24 protein-coding genes are annotated in these 23,210 nt (G+C 67.4%); 13 read left to right on the forward strand and 11 right to left on the reverse strand.

What is annotated here, in order from left to right:
- Positions 1-12: 12 nt before the first annotated feature.
- The 6 genes from pgaB (at position 13) to ACTJKF_RS24625 (ending at position 8,225) form a co-directional block, all read left to right on the forward strand.
- The gene (gene pgaB, locus ACTJKF_RS24600) at positions 13-2,103 is read left to right on the forward strand and encodes a poly-beta-1,6-N-acetyl-D-glucosamine N-deacetylase PgaB (RefSeq protein WP_440626978.1); all 2,091 of its coding nucleotides are present in this window, start codon (positions 13-15) and stop codon (positions 2,101-2,103) included.
- Entirely contained in the window at positions 2,100-3,371 is a 1,272-nt protein-coding gene (gene pgaC, locus ACTJKF_RS24605; protein ID WP_440626894.1) for a poly-beta-1,6-N-acetyl-D-glucosamine synthase, read from the forward strand. The genes pgaB and pgaC overlap by 4 nt, the downstream gene beginning before the upstream one ends.
- Positions 3,349-3,837, forward strand: a complete 489-nt coding sequence (locus ACTJKF_RS24610; RefSeq protein WP_440626896.1) for a Biofilm PGA synthesis auxiliary protein PgaD — start codon at positions 3,349-3,351, stop codon at positions 3,835-3,837. The genes pgaC and ACTJKF_RS24610 overlap by 23 nt, the downstream gene beginning before the upstream one ends.
- Before the next feature lie 118 nt (positions 3,838-3,955).
- Entirely contained in the window at positions 3,956-5,779 is a 1,824-nt protein-coding gene (gene glmS, locus ACTJKF_RS24615) for a glutamine--fructose-6-phosphate transaminase (isomerizing) (RefSeq protein WP_440626898.1), read from the forward strand.
- Positions 5,776-7,083 carry a hypothetical protein gene (locus ACTJKF_RS24620; RefSeq protein ID WP_440626900.1) on the forward strand — a complete coding sequence of 436 codons (1,308 nt, stop codon included), beginning with the start codon at positions 5,776-5,778 and terminating at the stop codon, positions 7,081-7,083. The genes glmS and ACTJKF_RS24620 overlap by 4 nt, the downstream gene beginning before the upstream one ends.
- A gap of 305 nt (positions 7,084-7,388) precedes the next feature.
- Complete coding sequence (locus tag ACTJKF_RS24625) at positions 7,389-8,225, forward strand: c-type cytochrome (protein ID WP_440626901.1); 837 nt, start codon at positions 7,389-7,391, stop codon at positions 8,223-8,225.
- 20 nt (positions 8,226-8,245) lie between these two features.
- On the opposite strand, the gene ACTJKF_RS24630 is transcribed toward ACTJKF_RS24625, so the two are convergent.
- The 3 genes from ACTJKF_RS24630 to ACTJKF_RS24640 are packed head-to-tail and all read right to left on the reverse strand — an operon-like array spanning position 8,246 to position 11,218.
- Positions 8,246-9,502 carry a Zn-dependent hydrolase gene (locus tag ACTJKF_RS24630; RefSeq protein ID WP_440626902.1) on the reverse strand — a complete coding sequence of 419 codons (1,257 nt, stop codon included), beginning with the start codon at positions 9,500-9,502 and terminating at the stop codon, positions 8,246-8,248.
- Positions 9,495-10,034: an L-2-amino-thiazoline-4-carboxylic acid hydrolase gene (locus tag ACTJKF_RS24635; RefSeq protein WP_440626904.1), complete on the reverse strand. Its 540-nt coding sequence runs from the start codon at positions 10,032-10,034 to the stop codon at positions 9,495-9,497. Before ACTJKF_RS24635 ends, ACTJKF_RS24630 begins: the two co-directional genes overlap by 8 nt.
- 17 nt (positions 10,035-10,051) lie before the next feature.
- On the reverse strand, positions 10,052-11,218 hold the full coding sequence (locus ACTJKF_RS24640) for a branched-chain amino acid ABC transporter substrate-binding protein (RefSeq protein WP_440626906.1): 1,167 nt from the start codon (positions 11,216-11,218) through the stop codon (positions 10,052-10,054).
- A 178-nt stretch (positions 11,219-11,396) separates the two neighbouring features.
- Here ACTJKF_RS24640 and ACTJKF_RS24645 point away from each other — a divergent pair, with 178 nt between their 5' ends.
- The 7 genes from ACTJKF_RS24645 (at position 11,397) to ahpF (ending at position 15,919) form a co-directional block, all read left to right on the forward strand.
- Positions 11,397-12,290: a LysR substrate-binding domain-containing protein gene (locus tag ACTJKF_RS24645; RefSeq protein WP_440626908.1), complete on the forward strand. Its 894-nt coding sequence runs from the start codon at positions 11,397-11,399 to the stop codon at positions 12,288-12,290.
- Positions 12,291-12,399: 109 nt separating this feature from the next.
- The gene (locus ACTJKF_RS24650) at positions 12,400-12,618 is read left to right on the forward strand and encodes a ribbon-helix-helix protein, CopG family (protein WP_096499172.1); all 219 of its coding nucleotides are present in this window, start codon (positions 12,400-12,402) and stop codon (positions 12,616-12,618) included.
- Positions 12,612-12,788 (forward strand): hypothetical protein, encoded by a 177-nt coding sequence (locus tag ACTJKF_RS24655; protein WP_440626910.1) that lies wholly within the window; start codon positions 12,612-12,614, stop codon positions 12,786-12,788. The genes ACTJKF_RS24650 and ACTJKF_RS24655 overlap by 7 nt, the downstream gene beginning before the upstream one ends.
- Positions 12,782-13,147 (forward strand): type II toxin-antitoxin system VapC family toxin, encoded by a 366-nt coding sequence (locus ACTJKF_RS24660; protein WP_440626912.1) that lies wholly within the window; start codon positions 12,782-12,784, stop codon positions 13,145-13,147. Before ACTJKF_RS24655 ends, ACTJKF_RS24660 begins: the two co-directional genes overlap by 7 nt.
- 21 nt (positions 13,148-13,168) lie before the next feature.
- A complete protein-coding gene (locus ACTJKF_RS24665; protein WP_440626914.1) occupies positions 13,169-13,525 on the forward strand; it encodes a hypothetical protein in 357 nt (118 codons plus the stop codon).
- A 103-nt stretch (positions 13,526-13,628) separates the two neighbouring features.
- Complete coding sequence (ahpC, locus tag ACTJKF_RS24670; protein ID WP_006488685.1) at positions 13,629-14,192, forward strand: alkyl hydroperoxide reductase subunit C; 564 nt, start codon at positions 13,629-13,631, stop codon at positions 14,190-14,192.
- 128 nt (positions 14,193-14,320) lie between these two features.
- Complete coding sequence (gene ahpF / locus ACTJKF_RS24675; protein WP_440626916.1) at positions 14,321-15,919, forward strand: alkyl hydroperoxide reductase subunit F; 1,599 nt, start codon at positions 14,321-14,323, stop codon at positions 15,917-15,919.
- Between the two features lie 114 nt (positions 15,920-16,033).
- Here the strand turns inward: ahpF and ACTJKF_RS24680 are convergent, their stop codons facing one another.
- The 8 genes from ACTJKF_RS24680 to ACTJKF_RS24715 form a co-directional block, all read right to left on the reverse strand.
- Positions 16,034-16,873, reverse strand: coding sequence for an extensin (locus ACTJKF_RS24680; protein WP_440626918.1), 840 nt, complete (start codon positions 16,871-16,873; stop codon positions 16,034-16,036).
- A gap of 292 nt (positions 16,874-17,165) precedes the next feature.
- Positions 17,166-17,720, reverse strand: coding sequence for a carboxymuconolactone decarboxylase family protein (locus ACTJKF_RS24685; protein WP_440626919.1), 555 nt, complete (start codon positions 17,718-17,720; stop codon positions 17,166-17,168).
- Positions 17,721-17,745: 25 nt separating this feature from the next.
- Entirely contained in the window at positions 17,746-19,080 is a 1,335-nt protein-coding gene (locus ACTJKF_RS24690; RefSeq protein WP_440626921.1) for an aspartate aminotransferase family protein, read from the reverse strand.
- 14 nt (positions 19,081-19,094) lie between these two features.
- Positions 19,095-20,144, reverse strand: coding sequence for a C45 family autoproteolytic acyltransferase/hydolase (locus tag ACTJKF_RS24695; protein ID WP_440626923.1), 1,050 nt, complete (start codon positions 20,142-20,144; stop codon positions 19,095-19,097).
- A 20-nt stretch (positions 20,145-20,164) separates the two neighbouring features.
- Positions 20,165-20,893: a glutamine ABC transporter ATP-binding protein GlnQ gene (glnQ, locus tag ACTJKF_RS24700; protein WP_048246371.1), complete on the reverse strand. Its 729-nt coding sequence runs from the start codon at positions 20,891-20,893 to the stop codon at positions 20,165-20,167.
- Complete coding sequence (glnP, locus tag ACTJKF_RS24705; RefSeq protein ID WP_440626925.1) at positions 20,890-21,597, reverse strand: glutamine ABC transporter permease GlnP; 708 nt, start codon at positions 21,595-21,597, stop codon at positions 20,890-20,892. The genes glnQ and glnP overlap by 4 nt, the downstream gene beginning before the upstream one ends.
- A gap of 15 nt (positions 21,598-21,612) precedes the next feature.
- The gene (glnH, locus tag ACTJKF_RS24710; RefSeq protein ID WP_440626927.1) at positions 21,613-22,365 is read right to left on the reverse strand and encodes a glutamine ABC transporter substrate-binding protein GlnH; all 753 of its coding nucleotides are present in this window, start codon (positions 22,363-22,365) and stop codon (positions 21,613-21,615) included.
- Between the two features lie 409 nt (positions 22,366-22,774).
- Positions 22,775-23,146 (reverse strand): MAPEG family protein, encoded by a 372-nt coding sequence (locus tag ACTJKF_RS24715; protein WP_440626929.1) that lies wholly within the window; start codon positions 23,144-23,146, stop codon positions 22,775-22,777.
- Between the last annotated feature and the right edge of the window lie 64 nt (positions 23,147-23,210).

Genomic DNA, 23,210 nt, shown 5'->3' on the forward strand with positions numbered 1-23,210 from the left:
GATCGGGTAATGCTGCAATCCAGACGGACCTTCATGTGCGGATGCATGGGCGCATTTGCCGCCTGTTCGCTGTTTCCGGGCGTGACCAATGCCAGGATGATCGACCTGCTGCCGCCATCCGATCCGGCCGACGGCAAGACGTTTCGCGTGATCTGCATGCATGACGTGCGTGACAACCTGATGGCGACGTTCAACGCCGGTTCCGCGATGGTCGACGCGTTCGCGGTCGATACCGGCACGCTGACCGCGATCTTCTCGTGGTTGCAGACCAACAACTACCACACCATCACGGTCAAGCAGATCGAGGAGTCGCGGCGCGGCGGCAAGCCGCTGCCGCCGCGCGCGGTGCTCCTCACGTTCGACGACGGCTTCCGCAGCCACTACACGAAAGTGCTGCCGCTGCTCGAGCGCTTCAGGTATCCGGCCGTGATGGGCCTCGTCACCGCGTGGATCGATACGCCGCCGGATACGCCGATCCGCCTCAGCGACAAGGTTCAGGTGCCGCGCGACTATTTCCTGTCGTGGGACGAGGTGAAGCAGCTCGGCCAGTCGCCGTTCGTCGAGCTCGGCTGCCACACCCACAACCTCCATCACGGCGCGGTCGCGAATCCGCAAGGCAACGAATTGCCGGCGACCACGTCGCATCTCTACCTGCAAGACCAGAAGCGTTATGAAACCGACGCCGAATTCCACGCACGCGTGCACGACGACCTGCAGACGTGCGTGCAGCAGATCCGCGAACGCACGGGCATCGTCGCACGCTCGATGGTGTGGCCATACGGCGCGGAAAACCAGCCCGTGCGCCAGATTTCGACGTCGCTCGGGATGGATATCCAGTTCAGCCTCGATGCCGGCCCGAATACGCCGGACGTGCCGCTGGACCGGCTGCGGCGGATCCTGATGATGTACGACGTCGACATCGGCGGGTTCGAGCGCTCGATGCGCGAGCCGGCGACCAACCGCGGCGACGTCGACGTGCCCGAGCGCACCGTGCAGGTCGACCTCGACCAGGTCTACGATCCCGATCCCGCGCGGCAGGAAGCGAATCTCGGCAAGCTGATCGAGCGGATCTACCGGATGCAGCCGAAATCGGTGTACCTGCAGGCGTATGCGGACCCGAAGGGCACGGGCGTGGCCGAAGCGGTGTATTTCCCGAACCGGCACCTGCCGATGCGCTCCGACCTGTTCTCGCGCGCCGCGTGGCAGCTCAACACGCGCGCCAACGTGCAGGTGTACGCGTGGATGCCGGTGCTCGCGTTCCGGCCGCCGGCCGACAAGCTGCGCGGGCTCGAGGCCGTGAGCGCGTCCGGCGGCGCGCCGCCCCGCGAGAACGGCACGCGCGTGTTCCGCCTGAGCCCGTTCGATCCGGAGGCGCGGCTGATGATCCAGCAGATCTACGAGGATCTCAGCAAGCACGCGTCGTTCAGCGGGATCCTGTTCAGCGACGACGCGGTGCTCGACGACTACGAGGATGCGGGCCGGCATGCGCTGCGCATGTATTCGCAGTGGGGACTGCCGGGCGACGTCGGCAAGATCCGCGAGAGCCCCGAGCTGATGAAGCGCTGGACGCGCCAGAAGTCGCGCTACCTGATCGACCTGACCAAGCAGCTGGAGCAGATCGTGCTGGCCCACCAGAACATGGGCGACGTGCTGACCGCGCGCAACATCTTCGCGTTGCCGGTGCTCAAGCCCGAATCGGAGGCCTGGTACGCGCAGAACTACGACGACTTCCTCGCCACCTACGACTACGTCGCGCTGATGGCGATGCCGTACATGGAGCAGGCAAAGGATCCCGATGGCTGGCTGGACCAGCTGGTGAAGGCGGTGCGCGCGAAGCAGCGCGGGCTGCAGCGCACCGTGTTCGAGCTGCAGTCGTACGACTGGCACGGGCAGAAGGCGGTGCCGGCCAGCACGCTGCTCGCGCAGATGCGGCGGCTGCGCAGCGAAGGCGCGGTGAATTTCGGCTACTACCCGGACAACTTCCTGAACGGCCAGCCGGAACTCGACGCGATGCGCGACGTGATGTCGCTGAAGTCCCGCCTCGACCCGACCTCGATCAACGCGCTGATGCAGCAGCACACGCAGGGGACCAAGACGCCATGACCACCCACAGCATCATCCAGCGCCTGCAGGACTTCGTCTTCTACTATCCGTTCTTCATGTCGTACCTGTGGATGATCGGCGGCGTCGTCCATTACTTCCTGCTCGAGGAAGGCCGCGAGCTGTCGACGCGCACGATCGCGGCGAGCGGGATCCCGAAGATCTCGATCGTGGTGCCGTGCTTCAACGAGGCGGCGAACGCGCGCAGCGTGATCCGTCACCTGAACGCGATGGACTACCCGAACTACGACATCATCGCGGTCAACGACGGCAGCAAGGACCGCACCGGCGAGATCCTCAACGAGCTGGCGGTCGAGATCCCGCGGCTGCTCGTGATCCATCACGCGCGCAACGAAGGCAAGGCGGTCGGGCTGACCACCGCGGCAGCGGTATCGAATGCGGAATATCTGCTCTGCATCGACGGCGACGCGCTGCTCGCGCACGACGCGATCGGCTGGATGCTCGAGCATTTCCTGACCGATCCGGGTGTCGGCGCGGTCACCGGCAACCCGCGCATCCGCACGCGCACGTCGCTGCTCGGCCGCATGCAGGTCGGCGAATTCTCGTCGATCGTCGGGCTCATCAAGCGCACGCAGCAGGTGTACGGCCGCATCTTCACGGTGTCGGGCGTGATCACGATGTTCCGCAAGACCGCGCTCGCCGACGTCGGCTACTGGAGCTCGGACATGCTGACGGAGGACATCGACATCAGCTGGAAGCTGCAATGCCGCGACTGGCGCGTCGTGTACGAGCCGCACGCGCTCAGCTGGATCCTGATGCCCGAGACGGTGAAGGGGCTCTACCGGCAGCGGCTGCGCTGGTCGAAGGGCGGCATCCAGGTGCTGATCAAGTATGCGGGCACGCTGATGCGGCCGACGCAGATGATGATGTGGCCGCTGTTCGCCGAGTACCTGATCGGCATCGCGTGGGCGTATTCGATGACGTTCATCCTGCTGCTCGCGCTGATCGACGTCGTCTACCCGCTTCCGGCGAACTGGCATGTGTCCGTGGTGCCGCACTGGCACGGGATGCTGCTGGTCGCCACCTGCATCCTGCAACTGATCATCGGCAGCATGATCGACCGTCGTTACGATGAAAAACTCCTGATGTACTTCCTTGACACCATCTGGTACCCCGTCGCCTTCTGGTTGATCAGCATGATCACCACCGTCGTCGCCCTGCCCGCCGTCGTACTGCGGGGCCGCGGCAAGCGCGCCGCTTGGGTCAGTCCCGACCGAGGCATTCAACATGAAGAACGCGCCGATTATTGACCTTTCCCTGCGCGCACCGCGCGACATCATCGCCGAACGCGGCAACCTGGTCGGACCCGTGCTCGTCGCGTGGTTCCGCCTCGTGCGGCCCGCGCTGGTCGGGGGTGTCTGGGCATCGATCTGCATCTACACGTACCGCTACCTGCTGCCGTTCAACCAGGCCGAAATGCCGATCGAGCAGATCGTGTTCTATGTGACGAGCATCGCGCTGATCGCCGGCACGATCGTCATGTGGCTGATCGCCGGGCGCGTCGTGCATCCGCTCGCGTACCGGTTGCGCGTATCGAAGATGCTGCGGCGCTCGGCCAGCGTGAAGGTGCGCTCGGTGCCGCCCACCGCGCTCGCGGGCGCACGACGGCGCGGCGCACGGCGCACGACGCGCATTCTCGTCGCGTCGCACGACGCGAACGGCTCGATCTCGGGCATCGAGTGGGTCGCGCACGCAGGGCCGCAACCCCGCGAGTAGCCCGCCGAAAACTCGCTGCATCGCGCGGCACGCACGCCGCGCGACGCAACCCCGCTTCTTGAATCGTGCTGCCGCGCGTCGCGCGCCAGCCGGCAACATCCTGTAGACGAGGTGAATCATGTGCGGAATCGTCGGAGCAAGCGGCCTGAAGAATCAGGTGCCGCAACTGGTCAATGCGTTGAGCCGGCTCGAGTATCGCGGCTACGATTCGTGCGGCATCGCCGTGCTGCGTGACGGCAGCCTGCGCAGCGAACGCACGCTGCGGCGCGTGGCGGACCTGCAGGATCGCGTGCTGACGCTCGGTCTCGAAGGACAGACATGCATCGCGCACACGCGCTGGGCGACGCACGGCGCGCCGTCCGAAATGAACGCGCACCCGATCATGTCCGGCGACACGATCGCGGTCGTGCACAACGGGATCATCGAGAACCACGATGCGTTGCGCGCCGAACTGCGGCAGCACGGCTACACGTTTCGCGGCGAAACCGACACCGAGGTGATCGCGCACCTGATCCACAGCGTGTATCGCGACGACCTGTTCGATGCGGTCGTCCGAGCGGTCAAGCGGCTGCATGGCGCGTATGCGATCGCCGTGCTGAGCGCGCGCGAACCGCAGCGGCTGGTCGCCGCGCGCGCCGGCTCGCCGCTGGTGATCGGCATCGGCGCGGACCAGAACTATCTCGCGTCCGACTGCGCGGCGCTCGGCGACCTGACCAACCGCTTCGTCTACCTGGAAGACGGCGACGTGGCACTGATCACGCCGGAACGCATCGACGTGGTCGACTCGGTCGGATGCGAGGCGAGGCGTCCGCTATGCGAGATCAAGGCGCGCGACGACGACGCCGCGCTCGGGCCCTACCAGCATTTCATGCAGAAGGAGATCTTCGAGCAGCCGAAGGCGATCGCCAGCACGATCGACGGCATCGACACGATCTCGCCGGCGCTGTTCGGCGGCAGCGAAAGCACGCGTGCGTTGCTGTCGAAGACGAAAAGCGTGCTGCTGCTCGGCTGCGGCACCAGCTATTACGCGGGCCTGACCGCGAAGTACTGGCTCGAGGGCATCGCGGGCATCCCCGCGCAGGTCGAGATCGCGAGCGAATACCGCTACCGCGATACCGTGCCCGATCCGCGCACGCTGGTGGTCGGCATTTCGCAGTCCGGCGAGACCGCCGATACGATCGGCGCGATCGAACGCGCGCGCGGGATGGGCCAGGACCTGTCGATGGCAGTCTGCAACGTGGCGACCAGCTCGATCGCGCGCGCCGCGCCGCTCTGCTTCCTGACGCGCGCCGGCATCGAACTCGGCGTCGCGTCGACCAAGGCATTCACGACGCAGCTCGTCGCGCTGTTCCTGCTGACGCTGACGCTCGCGCAGCAGCGCGGCCGGCTCGATGCGGCACAGGTCGCGATGCACCTGAAGAAGCTGCACGAACTGCCGGAGCGCATCGGCCACGCACTCGCGCTGGAAACACAGATCATGGGCTGGGCCACGAAGTTCGCGCGCACCGAGAACGCGCTGTTCCTCGGGCGCGGCATTCACTATCCGATTGCGCTGGAAGGCGCGCTGAAGCTCAAGGAAGTGTCGTACATCCACGCGGAAGGCTATCCGGCCGGCGAACTGAAGCATGGGCCGCTCGCACTCGTGACGAGCGCGATGCCGGTCGTCACGATCGCGCCGGACGACCGCCTGTTCCAGAAGCTGAAGTCCAACATGGCCGAGGTGCGCGCGCGCGGCGGGCGGCTTTACGTGCTCGCGGGCCATCAGCTCGAGATCGATGCCGACCGCGACACGCACCTGATCCGCGTGCGCGAATCGGGCGATGCGCTGTCGCCGATCGTCAACGTGATCGCGTTGCAGCTGCTCGCGTATCACGTGGGCTGCGCGCGCGGCGCCGACGTCGACAAGCCGCGCAATCTCGCGAAATCGGTCACGGTCGAATGATGGCACCGTCGTTCGGGTTGCCGCGCCCGGCACGGCAGCGCGCGGCCCCGCGCGTCGCCGCGCAGCTGGCCGCGGCCGCGATCTTCTGGGTGTGCTGCGGCGCCGGCTGCGACGCCGCGCCCTCCGGCACGCCGGTCGTGCACACGGTCACGATCGACGCGCCCGCCGAGCCACCCGCCAGGCAGAAGGACGCCGGCGATCCGCGCCGCTTCATGCACGGCATCGGCGTAGCCGAAGCCGGCGCCGGCCGGCGCTGGGTGTTCTTCAGCAGCTCGGGCATCCCGCCACGCGGCGCGATGCGCAACGGCAGCTGGCCGCATGACGTGTACGTGGGCGAATGGCAGTCCGGCCAACCCGGACTGACGCACGTCCGCACGTTCATCACCCGGCCCGAGGCGCAGGAACCCGTCTCGATCGCGCAGAACGGGCGCGGCGACATCTTCGTCACGTTCGAGGACGGCTGGAACACGCCGCAGGAAGTCAGCCAGCGATACGGCGTGTATCGACGCAACCTGAAGCCGGTCAAGCCCTACCCGAACGACGTCGAAGCGGGCGGCCACTCGGGGCACGTGGCCGCGGTCGGCGAGCGCTTCGTCGTGTTCTATTCCGCGGACTGGATCGACGGCGGCGGCGTCGACAACCTCGGCACCGGCAACGGCGTCTATGTGAAAACCTACAACGCCGAAGGCCGCGTGCTGAACCATGTGCCCGTCGCGTCGCACCGTCGCGAGTGGTGGCCCGTGATTGCCGGCTCGCCGCACCGTGCGCTGCTGGTCTGGCAGAAATACATCGAGGGCAGCACCGACGCGACGCTCGAATACGCGATGTTCGATCCGGTCACCGCGAAGCTGGAGCGGCTCGGGCCGCTGAACGACGCGATCCAGTATTACGTGTACTCGTCGGCTTACGTGCCGGCGATCGACCGCTTCATCGTCGTCACGACGACGGCGGACAATCGCGGCATCGCGATGCTGATCGATCCGGCCGGCCGTCGCGCCGCGACGCTCGACTGCCTGCCGGCGTCGGTGCGCGAGTCCGGGATCGGCGTCGACGGCACGCATGCGTATGTGCCGACCCGCGACGGACGGCTTCTGACACTCTCGCTGTCACCGACGGGCATGTCGGTGAGCGGCGTCCAGCGCTCGCCGATTCCGTGGGGCTCGACCGGTATCGCCGGATTCCCGGCACGCGGCGGGACGATGCATTTCGTATCGCTGACGCCGTCCGGAACGCGCGAAGCCGATTTCGACCCGGCCCGCGACACGCCTTTGCCGAAGGACGACGCGCAGTGTCCGACGCATTGACGGCGACCTGGCGCGTCGATCCGGCTCGGCACGGCCGATCCATGCGCTAGCACCGCTGCGCCGCCACCCCCGGTCGCGCGGCGCGATGCCCGCACACGCATCCGGCGGCCGGTTCGCCGGTCCCGCTGCGTCAGGCCGCCGGCTCCCCGCCGCTCCCCGCTATCCGCCGCTATCCGCCGCTACCCGGCTTCCGCACCGAAGTCGCCAGCGCGGCGCGTACCGGATAGACTGTCGCCCGATTCCTTCCATCGGCCTCGGCGCTCGCCTCCTCGACCGCCGCCGGCATGCCCTTCCATGGAGAACGAATGCTGAAGCGCCAGTGGTTTTCGCTGTTGCTGGTGACGGTGTGCCTGATCGCGACGCGTGCGTGCGCGCAGGGCTCGCTCGAACTCGACACCGACGGCACGCCGCGCGTGCTCACGCGCGACGCGCTGCTCGCGCGGCCCGACGCAACCGACATCCACGTGCCGCGCGACATCGCGTACGGCCGGCCGATGACGTTCCGCGCGGTGCCGTTCGCCGCGCTGCTCGGCGACACGCCGCTGCCGGCGGACGGCGTGCTCGAAACGCGCGCGGCCGACGGTTTCGCCGCGCAACTGCCGCTGGCGCTCGCGCGCCGCCGCGCGCCGGCCGGCGCCGTTGCGTGGCTCGCGATCGAGGACCCGGCCCACCCGTGGCCGAAGCTGCCGGGCAAACAGGTCGGCGCGGGGCCGTTCTATCTCGTGTGGCTCGGGCCGGACGCGTCGTCGGTGCGCGGCGAGCAGTGGCCGTACCAGATCGTGCGCATCACGATCGAGTCGTCGCCGCTCGCGCGCTGGCCGTCGCTCGCCGTCGATCCGGCGCGGCCGGCGAACGATCCGGCCCGCGCGGGCCAGCGGCTGTTCGTCACGCAATGCCTCGCGTGTCACCGCATCGACGGCGCGGGCAGCAGCCAGGCCGGCCCCGACCTGAACACGCCGATGAATCCGGTCGACTACTTCCAGCCTGCCGCGCTGCGCCGCTACATCCGCAATCCGGCGTCGGTACGTGACTGGCCGGGCCGCGTGATGCCGGCGTTCCCGCCCGATCAGCTGAGCGACCGGGAACTCGACCAGATCGTCGCTTACCTCGCGTACATGGCGCGGCGCAAGGGCGGCAACTAGGGCCCCGCGACACGCGTTCGTCAGGCGCCAGGTTCCTGCGCGCTTTGCAGCACCGCGCGCAGCAGCACGTCGGCGCCCGCCGCCGACCATTCCGGCGTGATCGCCTCGGCCTCGTTGTGGCTCAGCCCGTCGACGCACGGCACGAAGATCATGCCGGTCGGCGCGACGCGCGCGACATAGCACGCGTCGTGGCCCGCCCCGGACACGATGTCCATGTGCGACAGCCCGAGCGCCTGCGCGGCATCGCGCACCGCGTCGATGCAGCGCGGCGCGAACGGCACCGGCGGATACGTGAAGATCTGCTCGATCCGTGCGCCGAGGCCGGCATCGGCCGCCACGCGCGCCAGTTCCGCACGCAGCGCCGCATCGAGTTCGTCAAGCACCGCATCGGCGGGATGGCGGAATTCGACCGTGAAGAAACAGCTGCCCGGCACCGTGTTGCGCGAATTCGGCCGCGCCTCGATCATCCCGACCGTCGCGCGCGCGTGCGGCGCATGGCGGCGGCCGAGCGCATCGACGAATTCGATCATCCGCGCGGCGCCCACCAGCGTGTCGCGCCGGAACTCCATCGGCGTCGTGCCCGCATGCGCGTCGACGCCCGTCAACGTCACCTCGTACCAGCGCTGCCCCTGCCCGGCCGTCACGACACCGATCGTCCTGCCCGCGCGTTCGAGAATCGCGCCCTGCTCGATATGCAGTTCGTAGGCCGCATGCACCGGGTAGCCGCCAACGGGCTCGGTGCCGGCGTAGCCGATCCGCGCAAGTTCCTCGCCGATCGTCTTGCCCGCGCCGTCGGTGCGCGACAGTCCGTATTCGAGCGGATAGACGCCGGAGAACACGCCGGCCGAGATCATCGCCGGCGCGAAGCGCGAGCCTTCCTCGTTGGTCCAGATCACGACGTCGATCGGGCGCTCGGTCTCGATGCCCGCATCGTTCAGCGCGCGCACGACTTCGAGCCCGCCGAGCACGCCGTAGATGCCGTCGTAGCGGCCGCCCGTCGGCTGCGAATCGGCGTGCGAGCCCGTCAGCACCGGCGCGGCGGCGGGGTTGCGGCCCGCGCGGCGCGCGAACACGTTGCCCATTCGATCCACCCGCACCGTGCAGCCGGCGTCGCGCGCCCACCGCACGAACAGGTCGCGCGACTCGCGATCGAGGTCGGTCAGCGCGAGACGGCAGACGCCACCCTTCGGCGTCGCGCCGATCTGCGCCATCCGCTCGAGCGACGCCCACAGGCGCGCACCATCGACGCGCGGTGCGCGCGCAAGGTCGTCACGCATTGCCGGCCTCCGGTGCGTTGTCGCGCGGCGTCGTCTGCAGCGCATAGCGGAAATCGCAGCGCTTGCCGCCCTGCATGATCGTGCTGGTGCGCGTGAGCGCGATGTCCGGCGCATAGCCCTGGATGAAATAGCTGTCGCGCGCGCAGCTCAGCAGGTGCCCGATCTCGCCGAGCCCCATCGCGTGATACATCTCCGCATAGCTGCAACGATGCACGTCGTAGTCGTAGTGGGCGTCGTCCGCACGCCGCACCTCGACGTCGAGCGCATCGTCCTTCTCCCACAGCACCTGCAGCGCGATGAACGATTGCACGCTGGTGCCGCCGGGCTCCTGCGCGGCGAACGTGCGGCCCGCGTCGACGGCCGCGCCGCGCACGGCTTCCGCGATCACGGCCTGCGCGCGCTCGGTACCGAATTCGCGCTTCATGATCTCGTAGATCGGCTTGATGATTTCCGCTTCGATGCGGCGCCGCGCGAGGATGCCGAGGCGCGTGTCCTCGGGTGCCGCCGCGGCGGCATGAGTCGTATCGGTCATGGGGTTCGTCTCCGTCGTCATTTCGTTGCGGGGCGCGCGCCGCCGAGCACGTCGACGACGGTCCACTTGCCGCCGCGCACCTGGTAGATCGTGAATGCCGGGTCCTTCAGGTTGCCTTCCTGATCGAACGCGATCCGGCCGGTCACGCCGGACCGGTCGATCGCGCGCACGGCCGCGACCAGCTTCGCCGGCTGCGTCGTGCCGGCCTTCTGCGCGGCCGCGATCAGCGTGGCGGCCGCGTCGTACGCGAACGGCGCGTGCAGCTCGATCGGCGCGTGAAAGCGTGCGCGGTATTGCGTGTCGAACGCCTTGCCGCCCGGCATCCGGTCGAGCGGCAGGCCCGGCTCGAGCGCGGTGACGCCGTCGCCGTCCTTGCCCGCGAGCGACAGGAAGGTCTGGCTCACGAAACCGCCCGCGCCGAGCAGCGGCGCATTCACGCCGAGCTGGCGCATCCGGCGCGCGATCGGCGCGGCCTGCGCGTCGAGCCCGCCGAAGAACACGAGATCCGCGCGCTTGCCCTTGATCGCGGTCAGCACGCCGCTGAAGTCGGTCGTCTTGTCGTTCACGTACTGGCGATCGACGATCGCGCCGCCATTCGCCTGCACGCCCTTGATGAACTGGTCGGCCAGCCCCGCGCCGAACGACGTGCGATCGTCGATCACCGCGATGCGCTTCGCCTTCAGCGTTTTCACCGCATAGGCGCCGGTGAAGGTGCCGCCCGCATCGTCGTGACCCATGATGCGGAACGCCGTTGCGTAGCCCTGCTGCGTGTATTGGTGGCCGGTGGAGGCCGGCGCGATCTGCGGAATGCCCGCATCGCGGTAGACGCGCGACGCCGGCACGCTGCAGCCGGTGTTCCAGTGACCGACGACGCCGATCACGTGCTGGTCGACGAGTTGCTGCGCGACCGCGACGGCCGTGCGCGGATCGGATTGATCGTCGGCCGCGACGAGCTTGTAGACGACCGGCTTGCCGCCGATGCTCGGATGCTTCGCGTTCGCGTCGTCGATCGCGAGCTGCGCGCCGTTCTGCAGATCCTTGCCGATCCGCGCGGACGGGCCGGTAAGCGGCGCGGCGAGACCGATCAGGATCGTCTGCGGCGCGGACTGTGCAAGGGCGGGAACGGCGGCGATCAGCGCGGCCGCGGAGAATGCGAGACGGGCGGGAAGGAAAGCGATTTTCATGTGCAGGGATCGTGGGATTCGGAGCCAAACATGAAAAATATTAAAGATTCGACACTCACACCCCAAATACTCAATTGTTTGATGCTTATACCATTCCCGGCACAATAACGTAATTATCTGTAAATACAGGATATTTTCATGTTGTCGCTTACCCTGATTTTTCGATAAAATTCGATACATGAAAAATATCGAACAATTGCCGCACGATCCGCCGCTGCGCGCCGTTCGCGCGTTCGAGGCATTCGCGCGTCTCGGGTCGGTCACCGCGGCCGCGCACGAGCTCGACATCACGCCATCCGCGGTCAGCCATCAGCTGCAGCTGCTCGAAGCGTTCATCCAGACGCCGCTGACCGTGCGCGAAGGCCGGCTGCTCGCGCTCACCGACGAGGGGCGCGACTACTACCGCTCGATCAGCGCGGCGTTCTCGGTGCTGCGCAGCGCGACGCGCTTCGTGCGCGACCGGTCGTCGCTGCGGCAGATCACGATCAGCCTGATTCCGCTGCTCGGCATCGGCTGGTTCATTCCGCGGCTGCACGCGTTCCTCGCCGACAACACCGACGTCGACGTCACCGTGCTGTACGCGCATCACCGCAACTACCGAAGCGACGCATCGGACCTGTCGATCCGCTTCGGCACCGGCGACTGGCCCGGCTATCGCTGCGAGCGGCTGCTGCCGGGCGCGATGGTGCCGATGTGCAGCCCGTCGTTCCTGAAGCGTCACGGCCCCTTCCGCACGCCGGCCGATCTCGCGCAGGCGCCGCTCGTGCACGACGAGGATCGCAGCACGTGGGTCAACTGGCTGCAGGGCGCCGGCGTGCGGCACGTGTCGCATGCGGTCGGGCCGATGTTCGAGGACGGGCAACTGACGCTGAGCGCGGCGCGCGCGGATCTCGGCGCGGCCTTGCTGCGCGCGCCGCTGGTCGAGCGCGAACTGGCACGCGGCGAGCTCGTGAAGCTGTTCGACCACGCGCTCGACGACGGGCGCGATTACTACCTGTGCACGCGCGAGGACGCCGACACGCCGGACGGCGCGAGACGGCTCGCGGAATGGCTGAGACGGATGGCTGCGTGAGCCGCGGGCGGCAGCGGCCCGCGGGCCGTCCAGCCTGACGGCCATGCCGGTGCCTTGCGGGCGCCCGCATGAATATATATGATATGCATATCATATATCGGAGGTTGCGATGAGCCGTATCCTGATTGACCTGTCGAACGGCCAGCTCGACGAACTGGCCGCCATCGTCGAGACTGAGCAACGCCCTCGCGCCGCGATCATTCGCGATGCGATCGACGCGTATATCGCGCAGCACAAGCGATCGCATGCCGACAACGTGTTCGGCCTGTGGAAGGATCGCGCGGTCGACGGGCTCACCTATCAGGAGGCACTGCGCTCAGAATGGTAAAAGCACTTATCGACCCCCACCGCGTCGCCGGGCATTCGGGCCGCCCGATTCCGGCCGATGTTCGTCTCGCACTGCACCGGCCGCCGCCTGCCGATCCCGTGTTCGGGCTCTGGAAGGCGCGCGCGCTCGACGGGCTCGCCTATCAGGAGGCGCTGCGCGCGGAATGGTAAATGCCCTCTTCGACACCAACATCCTGATCGACTATCTCGGCGGCGTGGAGGCCGCGCGCGCGGAGCTTGCCCGCTACGAGTATCGCGCGATCAGCATGGTGACCTGGATGGAAGTCCTGGTCGGCGCAACGGCCGGCGACGACGCGGCAATCCGCGCGTGGCTGTCGTCGTTCGACATCATTCCGCTCGACAGCATGGTCGCCAATCGCGCTGTAACGATTCGCAAGGAACGCCGCATTCGGTTGCCCGACGCGATCGTCTGGGCCTCCGCGCAAGTGAACGGCCTGCTGCTCGTGTCGCGCAACACGAAGGATTTTCCGGTCACCGAACCCGGCGTCCGGGCACCCTATCAGCGCTAGTACGAACGGGGGCCGCCAGCCATGGCGGCGCTCCACCCATTCCGCCGCCGCGGCACCTCGCACCACCTTCTCCGATTCGCGCGCGGCCGCATGGCCGAGCGTCGTGCGCGCCCGTCGTGCGTGCTGCCGATCCATGCGAACGGCGGCTCGCGCAACGCACGCGCGGCGGCCGGAATTCCCGTGCCGCTCATGCACCGCAACGCCCGCATCCTGCCGCGCCAGCATCGCGAGCGCGCGCTTGCGAGCACGCACGTCAATCGAATCACGCGATGCATGAAGTCGACCCTGGGCCGCGGTGCCATCCGCCCGAGAGTCGCCCGGCCCGGTCGCGAGCGGATCAACGACGCGGTCGAAGGTAACGGGGCCGGACGCAGATAGAAATTCCCGATGCCGCGCATTGAAACAAGCAATTTCACAAACCCCGGGTGAACCCGGATACTGGGAACACTTCATCAACACCCCAAGCAAAGGAACTCGCAAGATGCCGATCATCAACACCCAAATCAAACCGTTCAAGGCAACCGCATACCACAACGGCGATTTCGTGCCCGTGTCCGAAGAGAACTTCAAGGGCAAGTGGTCCGTCGTCGTGTTCTACCCGGCCGACTTCACGTTCGTCTGCCCGACCGAACTGGGCGACCTCGCCGACCGCTACGCGGAATTCCAGAAGCTGGGTGTCGAAATCTACGGCGTGTCGACCGATACGCACTTCACGCACAAGGCATGGCACGACACGTCGGACACGATCGGCAAGATCAAGTACCCGATGATCGGCGATCCGACGCTCACGCTGTCGCGCAACTTCGACGTGCTGATCGAGGAAGAAGGGATGGCGCTGCGCGGCACGTTCGTGATCAACCCGGAAGGCGAGATCAAGCTGTGCGAAATCCACGACAACGGCATCGGCCGCGACGCCGGCGAACTGCTGCGCAAGGTGCAGGCTGCGCAATACATCGCGGCACATCCGGGTGAAGTGTGTCCGGCCAAGTGGACGCCGGGTGCGGAAACGCTGACCCCGTCGCTCGACCTGATCGGCAAGATCTAAGGGTCGCCCGGCGCGCCTCGCCCGAGGCGCGCGACCCGCACCCAGCCGGGCCGCCGCCTCGCGCGGCCCGCGCCCTCCTCCGGCACGACGTGCCCGAGCAGCCCAATCAATACGGAATCCGAAACGCCATGCTCGACGCCAATCTCAAGAACCAACTGAAAGCGTACCTCGAAAAGATCACGCGCCCGATCGAACTCGTCGCGTCGCTCGACGACAGCGCGAAATCGCAGGAACTGCTTGCGCTGCTGAACGAGATTGCGTCGCTGACGTCGCGCGTAACCGTGACCGAACGCCGCGACGACGCCGAGCGCAAGCCGTCGTTCTCGATCGGCGAACCCGGCAAGCCGGCCGGCATCCGCTTCGCCGGCATTCCGATGGGCCATGAATTCACGTCGCTCGTGCTCGCGCTGCTGCAGACGGGCGGCCATCCGGTCAAGCTCGACGACGACGTGATCGAACAGATCCGCGCGCTCGACGGCGACTACGCGTTCGAAACGTATTTCTCGCTGTCGTGCCAGAACTGCCCGGAAGTCGTGCAGGCGCTGAACGTGATGTCGCTGATCAACCCGCGCATCCGCCACGTCGCGATCGACGGCGCGCTGTTCCAGAACGAAGTCGAGTCGCGCCAGATCATGGCCGTGCCGACGATGTTCCTGAACGGCGCATCGTTCGGCCAGGGCCGCAGCAGCGTGAAGGAAATTCTCGCGAAGCTCGATACGGGCGCGAGCGCCCGTGCCGCGAAGTCGCTCGGGAACAAGCCGGTGTTCGACACGCTGATCGTCGGCGGCGGCCCGGCGGGCGCGGCAGCGGCCATCTACTCGGCGCGCAAGGGGATCGCGACGGGCGTCGTCGCCGAACGTTTCGGCGGCCAGGTGCTCGACACGATGGCGATCGAGAACTTCGTGTCGGTGCAGGAAACCGAAGGGCCGAAGTTCGCGGTCGCACTCGAGCAGCACGTGAAGCAGTACGACGTCGACATCATGGACGTGCAGCGCGCCGACGCGCTGATTCCGGGCGACGTGCACCAGATCCGTCTCGCGAACGGCGCGGTGCTGAAGGCGAAGACGATCATCCTCGCGACCGGCGCGCGCTGGCGCGAAATCAACGTGCCGGGCGAGCGCGAATACCGCAACCGCGGTGTCGCGTACTGCCCGCACTGCGACGGCCCGCTGTTCAAGGGCAAGCGCGTCGCGGTGGTCGGCGGCGGCAACTCGGGCGTCGAGGCCGCGATCGACCTGGCCGGCATCGTGAAGGCCGTCACGCTGATCGAATACGGCGCACAGCTGCGTGCGGATGAGGTGCTGCAGCGCAAGCTGCGCAGCCTGTCGAACGTGACGATCGTCACGCAGGCACAGACGACCGAGCTGACCGGCGACGGCAGCAAGCTGAACGGGCTCGTCTACAAGGATCTGCGCTCAGGCGAAACGAAGCGCGTGGATCTCGAAGGCGTGTTCGTGCAGATCGGCCTCGTACCGAACACCGAATGGCTGAAGGGCACGATCGAACTGTCGAAGCACGGCGAGATCGTCGTCGATGCGCGTGGCGCAACGTCGGTGCCGGGCGTGTTCGCGGCCGGCGACGTGACGACGGTACCGTTCAAGCAGATCGTGATCGCGGTCGGCGAAGGCGCGAAGGCATCGCTCGGCGCGTTCGATCACCTGATCCGGCAAGACACGACGCCGGCTACGGCCGACGCGCCGCAGGCCGAAGAAGCGATCGCCGCGTAACGCGCGACGCACCGCACCGGTTCGTCTCTCTTGGCCCCGCATGCCCTGGTCGGCGTGCGGGGTCCTTTTTCATCCAACGTCGAGCGGCGCCGCGCGAGCGCGGCGCCCACCTGCTCACTGGGCGACGGCCGGACCGGTGTTCGCCGGTGCAGGCGCCTTGAAGCTGCTCGACTGCCTGACGAGCTGGTCGGTCATCGCGGCGGCCACCGGATTCGCCCCGCCCGACGCGTGCGACCGATCGGCACTCGGCGTCGCGACATACTGCGGCGGCGGCAACGACGGATCGAGCTTCGCCGATTCGCGCACGAGTTCAGCGGTTTCGGGCGTTTCGGATTTCATCGCGGGCGCCGCGGCAGCATGCCGCTCGAGCCCGTCGCGCTTGCGTGCCGCGTGTTGCGGCGGCTGATACGCCTGCTGGCTCGGCCGACTCGCCTGCGCCGCCTGGACCGGCGGTGCGGATCGCGCCGGTTGCGCCGCTTGCACGGGCGCTGGCGCCGGCGCTTGCACCGGCGGTGCGGGCTGGCGCTTCGGCGGGGTCGAATCTTCCGGCTCGACCGTCACGACGTGGACGGTCGGCGGCGGCGCAGCCGGCTTCGCCGGTGGCGCTTGCGCGGCGATGACCGGCGCAACGGCGGTGGACGGGGGCGCCGCACTCGTGCGTGCAGGCGCCGCGGCGGGCGGCGGCACGGCCGCTTGTTGCGGCACGGCGTCGTCCACATGCGCGGACGGGACGCCGACCGCCGCGGGCGGCGCGATCGCGCCTTGCGCGGTATGGCCGTCGTTTGCCGCCGTGATGGCGGCCGCAGGGGTGGCGGCCGCAGGGGTGGCGGAATCGCCGATACCGGCTTCCGCGATCGCGCGGTGGTCCGCACGCAGGAGCATCACGTAGCCGGTGCCGGCCGCGGCAACCAGCAGGCCGCCGGCGATCATCAAGGTTTTACGAGTACTAGTCATGCTTGCTCACCGATCTTATCGACGTGAACAAGCCATCATACGCGTGCGTTCGCGCTCGATCCCGCACGAATACATTTGGTTGCATTGATGACGACCCCAGTTCGCCCGGGGCCGCATGACATCGCGCCACGCTATCGTCAGACGGTTCAATACGCCGCGATTCCACGCCTGCAGCCGCTTGCCGGCGCGGTGGACCGATGCGCGCCGAAACGCAGAAAGCCCTTGTGCAAGGGCTTTTTTGAGCAATCGGAACGCGCGGCCGGCATGCCGCCACCGCACGCGCATGCGGCAATTATTCGGGAAACGGCAAATCCGTTTGGCCGTCCGCGCGCATACCGAACGTGTTGAGCGTCATCGCGACGAGCGCGTAATAGCCGAGCAGCGCGACGAGGTTCACGACCGTCTCGTGGCCGAACCGCGCCTGCGCGCGCGCGAACGTCGCATCGCTCACGCGACGCGTGTCGTATAGCTCGGTGGCGAACGCATGGATCAGCGCATCGTCGTCCGATTCGAACGCCGGCTCGACACCGCGCCGGATCGCATCGGCCGTCGCGGCCGGCACGCCCGCGTCGAGCGCGATCGGATGGTGGATGTGCCACTCGGCCTGCGAGCGCCAGCGCGCGGCGGTCACGAGAATCGCGAGCTCCGACAGGCGCAGCGGCAAACCCGTGCGATAGCGGCAGAACGCGCCGAGCCGCTGCGCGTGCTGCGCGAGCTCGGGGCTCGCGATCCAGCCGAGGAACGGCCCGTTCAGGTTGCCGCGCGGGCCGCTGAGGATGTCGGCGAGCACGGCCTTCTGCTCGTCGGTGGCCGTGGCGGGGTCGAAAGGAGGCAGTCGGTCTGTCATGGTGGGGATTCGGTGAGGTCGGGGTTCACGCACCGGCCGACGCGAGTGCCGCGTCGATCGCGCCGGACAGCCGCTCGACGATCGTGTCGATCTGCTGCGCAGTGCAGACGAACGGCGGCGCGACCAGGATGTGATCGCCGTGCACGCCGTCGATCGTGCCGCCCATCGGATACACCATCAGGCCGCGCTGCATCGCCTCGCGCTTGACTGCCGCATGCAGCTTCCGCGCGGGATCGAACGTCGCCTTGCTGTCGCGATCGCGCACCAGCTCGACGCCGACGAACAGCCCGCGGCCGCGCACGTCGCCGACATGCGGATGCGCACCGTAATGCGCGCGCAACGACGCACGCAACTGCTCGCCGCGCGCCTTCACGTTGTCGAGCAGCTTCTCTTCGGCGATCACGCGCTGCACTTCGAGTGCGGCCGCGCAGGCGGTTGCATGACCGAGATACGTATGGCCGTGCTGGAAGAAGCCCGAGCCGTCGACGATCGTGCGGTAGATGCGGTCACTCACCAGCGTCGCGCCGATCGGCTGGTAGCCCGCGCCGAGCCCCTTCGCGATCGTCAGCAGATCGGGCGCAACGCCGTCTTCGTCGCACGCGAACAGATAACCGGTGCGCCCCATCCCCGACATGATTTCGTCGAGGATCAGCAACACGCCGTACTTGTCGCACACCGCACGAATCTTCTTCAGATAGGTGCGCACCGGCGGCACCGCGCCGGCCGTCGCGCCGACCACCGTTTCCGCCACGAACGCCGCGACGTTTTCCGCGCCGAGCTCGACGATCTTCTGCTCGAGCTCGTCGGCCAGGCGCTGCGCATACGCTTCGTCGGTTTCTCCTGCCGCCTGGTCGCGATACGCGTAGCACGGGCTCACATGGTGCGCTTCGATCAGCAGCGGCAGGAACGGCTCGCGCCGCCAGGCGTTGCCGCCGATCGCGAGCGCGCCGAGCGTGTTGCCGTGATAGCTCTGGCGGCGCGCGATGAAATGGCGGCGCTGCGGTTCGCCCTTTTCGACGAAATACTGGCGCGCAAGCTTCAGCGCGGCTTCGATCGCCTCGGAGCCGCCCGACACGAAATACACGTGTTCGAGCCCGGCCGGCGCGGCATCGACGAGCCGGTCGGCCAGTTCCTCGGCCACTTCGGTCGTGAAGAACGACGTATGCGCGTACGGCAGTTGCTGCGCCTGCCGCTTGATCGCGTCGATCACGCGCTGGTTGCTGTGGCCGAGACACGACACGGCCGCGCCGCCGCATGCGTCGATATAGCGTTTGCCGGTCGAATCGATGATCTCGATGCCGTCGCCTGCGACGGCGACGGGCAAGGTGGCGCGCGGAGCGCGATGGAAAACGGTCGTCATGCGTTGCCTCATGGTCAGGACGCGCGGGGCGCGTGCGCGGACGGCACGATGCGCGTCGCGAAGCGCTGCGTGCCGTGCTGGTGAAGGGTGAAGTCGATCGCGGTGTCGCGGATGGCGAACACCGCGGTCGCCAGCGTGTTTTCGTCGTCGGGGTCGGCCGGATCGTCGCGATAGATCGGCAGCCCTTCCGGCGCGCGATCGCCGAGCACGCGCAGCAGCGCGGCTGCGTCGATCGCGTCGAGGTTCGGCGTCAGCGCATCGACGCGCCGCTGGCGATCGCCGGACGATTGCGTGACGATCTGCGCTTCCGCGTCGCACCCCGGATGCACGAGATGATTCGCGTGGCCGCCGAGATGCGTGACGTCGACGACCGAACAGCGTGCGACGCTCGCCTCGATGCTCAGCAGCCGCGTGTCGCCGGTCGCGCCGAGCGTGTGGTGAAAGCCGCTCGCGCGCGCATGGGTGCGCAGCACGTCGGCCGCGGCATCGAGCGACGTCGCGTCGAGCACCGCCCGCGCGAGGATCATCCGCGGCACGCCGGGCGCCGGCGTGCGGATTCGCAGGTTGTTGATCGCCTGCGCAATGCCCGCACGGTTCGCGGCGAACGTATGCCCCGGCAGCGAGCCCGGGTAATAGAAGCTGATGAAGCCGGGCTTCCCCTGCGGCTGCACGTCGACCAGCAGGCAGCGCTCGCGCAGGTACGGATCGCCGTCCTCGTTGTGCGCGATCCAGCGCGTGCCGTCGGCGCCGCGCGCGGCGAGCGTCGTGCAGCCGTCCGGCGCGTTGTGGATCAGTTCGCCGCGGCAATTCCACAGGAAGATGTCCTCGGCCGGCCAGCCGACGCCGGCCGCGATCCCGTCCAGTTCCGCGACGAGATCGGGGTACGCGGCCAGCGCGGCCTGCCGCAGCGCGGCAACGAACGGATGGCCGCGCCAGCGGCGCACGGCCTGCCATGCGCTGCTCTGCTGCATGTACGTATCGAACACCGGGCGGGCAAGCTCGCCGAGACGCACGCCGATGTCGAACGGCGTGCCGGCGATGACGGGAGAAAGGGAAAGCGGCATGTCGGAGGGGTCGGTTTTGTTCAGGACACGTGTTTCAAAAATTCCTTCAGGCGCGGTGTCGGCGGCCGGTCGATCAGGTCGACCGGATGGCCGTCCTCGGCGATGCCGCCCTGGTCCATGAACAGCAGCCGCGTGCCGACGCGTTTCGCGAAGCCGATCTCGTGCGTGACGACGATCATCGTCATCCCTTCGGTCGCGAGATCCTGCATCACTTTCAGCACTTCGTGACGCAATTCCGGATCGAGCGCCGACGTCGGCTCGTCGAACAGCATCAGCCGCGGCCGGATCGCCAGCGCCCGCGCGATCGCGACGCGCTGCTGCTGGCCGCCCGACAGCTCCGACGGATAATGATTCGCGCGCGATTCGAGGCCGACCTTGTCGAGCAGCGCCATCGCCTGGTCGCGCGCGTCGGCGCGCGATGCGCCGCGCACCTGCGTCGGCCCGAACATCACGTTCTCGAGCGCGGTCATTTGCGGGAACAGGTTGAACTGCTGGAACACCATGCCCGCCTCGAGCCGGATGTTGCGGATCGTCGTCGCGTTGCCGCGCACGCTTTGCCCGTCGACCAGCAGCTCGCCGCCGGTGATTTTCTCGAGCGCGTTGATACAGCGCAACATCGTCGACTTGCCCGAGCCCGACGGACCGATCACGACGACCACCTCGCCGGCATCGATCTTCAGGTCGATATGCTTCAGCACCGGTACATGGCCGAAGCTCTTCGACACGTTCTGGAATTCGATCATGCTCATAAGATGCGCATCCTCTTTTCGACGAGCCGCAGCGTCAGCGTCATTGCGCCGGTCAGCATCAGGTAGATGACGGCCACCGCGGTCCAGATTTCAACCGCCTGGAAATTGCCGGCAATGATTTCCTGTCCCTTGCGCGTCAGCTCGCCGACGCCGATCACGATGAACAGCGACGTGTCCTTCAGGCTCACGATGCACTGGTTGCCGAGCGGCGGAATCAGCCGCCGGAACGCGAGCGGCCCGACCACCTTCAGCAGCACGCGCGGCATCGACAGGCCCATCGCGAGCCCGGCTTCCGTCAGCCCCTTCGGAATCGACAGCAGCGCGCCGCGCACCACTTCCGCAAGATACGCGCCCGAATTCACCGTGATCGCGATGATCGCGGCCGTCAGGCCGTCGATGCGGATATGCGCGAGCAGCGGCAACGCGAAGTACAGGAACATCACCTGCACGACGATCGGCGTGCCGCGGATCAATTCAATATAAACCTGCGCGAGCACGTTCATCGCCTTCGGCCCGTATGCGCGGAACATGCCCGCGACCATCCCGACGACGAACCCGCCCACCAGCCCGAAAAACGCGATGAACACCGTCAACCGGACCCCGTCCATCAGGTCCGGCAACGCCGCCCAGATCGCCGACCAATCGAAATTCACGTGTCGCTCCCCGTTCGATTCAAGACCGGCGCGGCCACCCGGCCGCGCCATGGCGTGGCGTCACGCTCACATCTTCGGCGGCTCGGCGCCGAACCACTTCTTGTAGATCTGCGCGTAGCGGCCGTCGGCCTTGATCTTCACGAGCGACGCGTTGACCTTCGGCACGAGCGGGCTGCCCTTCGGGAAGCCGATCCCGTACTTGTCGCCGCTCACCGGCTGCCCCGCGACCTTCACCTTGCCCTTGCCTTCGTTGTTCACGAAGAACAGCACGTTCGGCGTGTCGTGCATCGCCGCATCGACGCGGCCGGCCTCCAGCGCGAGGTACGCCTGGTCGATGTTCGGGAACTGGCGGATCTCCTTCGGCTTCAGGTGCGCCTTGATCCAGTCGATCGTCGCGGTGCCCGTTTTCGCGGCGATCACCTTGCCGTTCAGGTCGTCGATGGACTTGATCGACGTATTGCCGACCTGCACCATCGCCGCGAGCCCGCTGTCGTAGTACGGCGCGGAGAAGTCGATCGCCTTCCTGCGTTCTTCCTTGATGGTCATCCCCGACAGCGCGACGTCGATGTTCTGCGTTTGCAGCGCGGGAATCAGGCCCGCGAAATCCATCGGCTGGATCGTGTACTTCCAGCCCTGGTCCTTCGCGATCTCCGCCCACAGGTCGAGATCGAAGCCGACGTACTTGTCGCCCTGCTTGAACTCGAACGGCATGAACGACGTATCGGTCCCGACGACGAGCGTCTTGGTGTCCGCGTGCGCGATGCTGGCGCCGAGCGCGGCAGCAACCGCGACGGCTTTCAGGAAGGAACGGCGACTCATGACTTTTCTCCGCATGGTTGAGCGAGGTAACCGGCCGGTGGACCGGGGAACGACGACATCGAGCCGCACCGCAACATGCGATGTTGAATTAGACCTTAGTGCAACAAGTGTTGTCAACACGGATACTACGACAACAAAAAAAATTCTCAATGGGGAAATGCATCGAGACAAACCCGAGTCGGCCTGGCGGGATTGGTCGGAGGAAAAAGGCGGGGGAATGGGAGCGGCGGCTATCGGGCGCGGAAACGCGCGGCAGCGTTGGAGCTCGGGGACGGTGCGGTGCTGGCGGCCGCTGTGGCGGCGGGCGTGGATCGTTGCGCCCGCATCCAACGACGGTCACGCGCGCGGCGCGCGGCGCGCCGGCGCGCGAAGCCGGCGCAGGCGGCGCCGGTTCATGGTCTCGTCTACGTCACGGCGTCGCGAAGAACAGCGCGACGACGCAAGCCATCCCGCCGAACCACACCAGCGAGCGCAGCGACGCCCAGTTCAGCAGGTACACCAGCATATAGACGACCCGGATCGCGACGAACGCCATCGCAAGCTGGTCGACGTGGTGCGCGTTCGCGCCGTTGTGCCAGGCGACCACCAGTGCCGCGGTGAACAGCGCGAGCGCTTCCCATGCATTCTGGTGTGCGGCTTGCGCCCGCGCGCGCCAGCCTTCGAGCTTCGCCAGGTACTCGCGCGGCGCACGGTTGTCGTAACCCTTGCGGGCCTTGGCCAGGAACGTCAGCGGGAACGGCAACAGCGCCACGATGAACAGGCATAGCTGGGACGTCGTCATCAAAGTCTCCTCCTTTATGATTACATTGAGCAATGACAGGGTCGCGCAGAGCTTAGCATTGCGT

Source organism: Burkholderia sp. 22313, from assembly GCF_052045245.1.
GTDB lineage: Bacteria > Pseudomonadota > Gammaproteobacteria > Burkholderiales > Burkholderiaceae > Burkholderia.

Coding starts and splice junctions, on each gene's coding strand:
- pgaC (WP_440626894.1), top strand. CDS start 2,100: ATGACCACCCACAGCATCATCCAGCGCCTGCAGGACTTCGTCTTCTAC.
- ACTJKF_RS24610 (WP_440626896.1), top strand. CDS start 3,349: ATGAAGAACGCGCCGATTATTGACCTTTCCCTGCGCGCACCGCGCGAC.
- glmS (WP_440626898.1), top strand. CDS start 3,956: ATGTGCGGAATCGTCGGAGCAAGCGGCCTGAAGAATCAGGTGCCGCAA.
- ACTJKF_RS24620 (WP_440626900.1), top strand. CDS start 5,776: ATGATGGCACCGTCGTTCGGGTTGCCGCGCCCGGCACGGCAGCGCGCG.
- ACTJKF_RS24625 (WP_440626901.1), top strand. CDS start 7,389: ATGCTGAAGCGCCAGTGGTTTTCGCTGTTGCTGGTGACGGTGTGCCTG.
- ACTJKF_RS24630 (WP_440626902.1), bottom strand. CDS start 9,502: ATGCGTGACGACCTTGCGCGCGCACCGCGCGTCGATGGTGCGCGCCTG.
- ACTJKF_RS24635 (WP_440626904.1), bottom strand. CDS start 10,034: ATGACCGATACGACTCATGCCGCCGCGGCGGCACCCGAGGACACGCGC.
- ACTJKF_RS24640 (WP_440626906.1), bottom strand. CDS start 11,218: ATGAAAATCGCTTTCCTTCCCGCCCGTCTCGCATTCTCCGCGGCCGCG.
- ACTJKF_RS24645 (WP_440626908.1), top strand. CDS start 11,397: ATGAAAAATATCGAACAATTGCCGCACGATCCGCCGCTGCGCGCCGTT.
- ACTJKF_RS24650 (WP_096499172.1), top strand. CDS start 12,400: ATGAGCCGTATCCTGATTGACCTGTCGAACGGCCAGCTCGACGAACTG.
- ACTJKF_RS24655 (WP_440626910.1), top strand. CDS start 12,612: ATGGTAAAAGCACTTATCGACCCCCACCGCGTCGCCGGGCATTCGGGC.
- ACTJKF_RS24660 (WP_440626912.1), top strand. CDS start 12,782: ATGGTAAATGCCCTCTTCGACACCAACATCCTGATCGACTATCTCGGC.
- ACTJKF_RS24665 (WP_440626914.1), top strand. CDS start 13,169: ATGGCGGCGCTCCACCCATTCCGCCGCCGCGGCACCTCGCACCACCTT.
- ahpC (WP_006488685.1), top strand. CDS start 13,629: ATGCCGATCATCAACACCCAAATCAAACCGTTCAAGGCAACCGCATAC.
- ahpF (WP_440626916.1), top strand. CDS start 14,321: ATGCTCGACGCCAATCTCAAGAACCAACTGAAAGCGTACCTCGAAAAG.
- ACTJKF_RS24680 (WP_440626918.1), bottom strand. CDS start 16,873: ATGACTAGTACTCGTAAAACCTTGATGATCGCCGGCGGCCTGCTGGTT.
- ACTJKF_RS24685 (WP_440626919.1), bottom strand. CDS start 17,720: ATGACAGACCGACTGCCTCCTTTCGACCCCGCCACGGCCACCGACGAG.
- ACTJKF_RS24690 (WP_440626921.1), bottom strand. CDS start 19,080: ATGACGACCGTTTTCCATCGCGCTCCGCGCGCCACCTTGCCCGTCGCC.
- ACTJKF_RS24695 (WP_440626923.1), bottom strand. CDS start 20,144: ATGCCGCTTTCCCTTTCTCCCGTCATCGCCGGCACGCCGTTCGACATC.
- glnQ (WP_048246371.1), bottom strand. CDS start 20,893: ATGAGCATGATCGAATTCCAGAACGTGTCGAAGAGCTTCGGCCATGTA.
- glnP (WP_440626925.1), bottom strand. CDS start 21,597: ATGGCGCGGCCGGGTGGCCGCGCCGGTCTTGAATCGAACGGGGAGCGA.
- glnH (WP_440626927.1), bottom strand. CDS start 22,365: ATGAGTCGCCGTTCCTTCCTGAAAGCCGTCGCGGTTGCTGCCGCGCTC.
- ACTJKF_RS24715 (WP_440626929.1), bottom strand. CDS start 23,146: ATGACGACGTCCCAGCTATGCCTGTTCATCGTGGCGCTGTTGCCGTTC.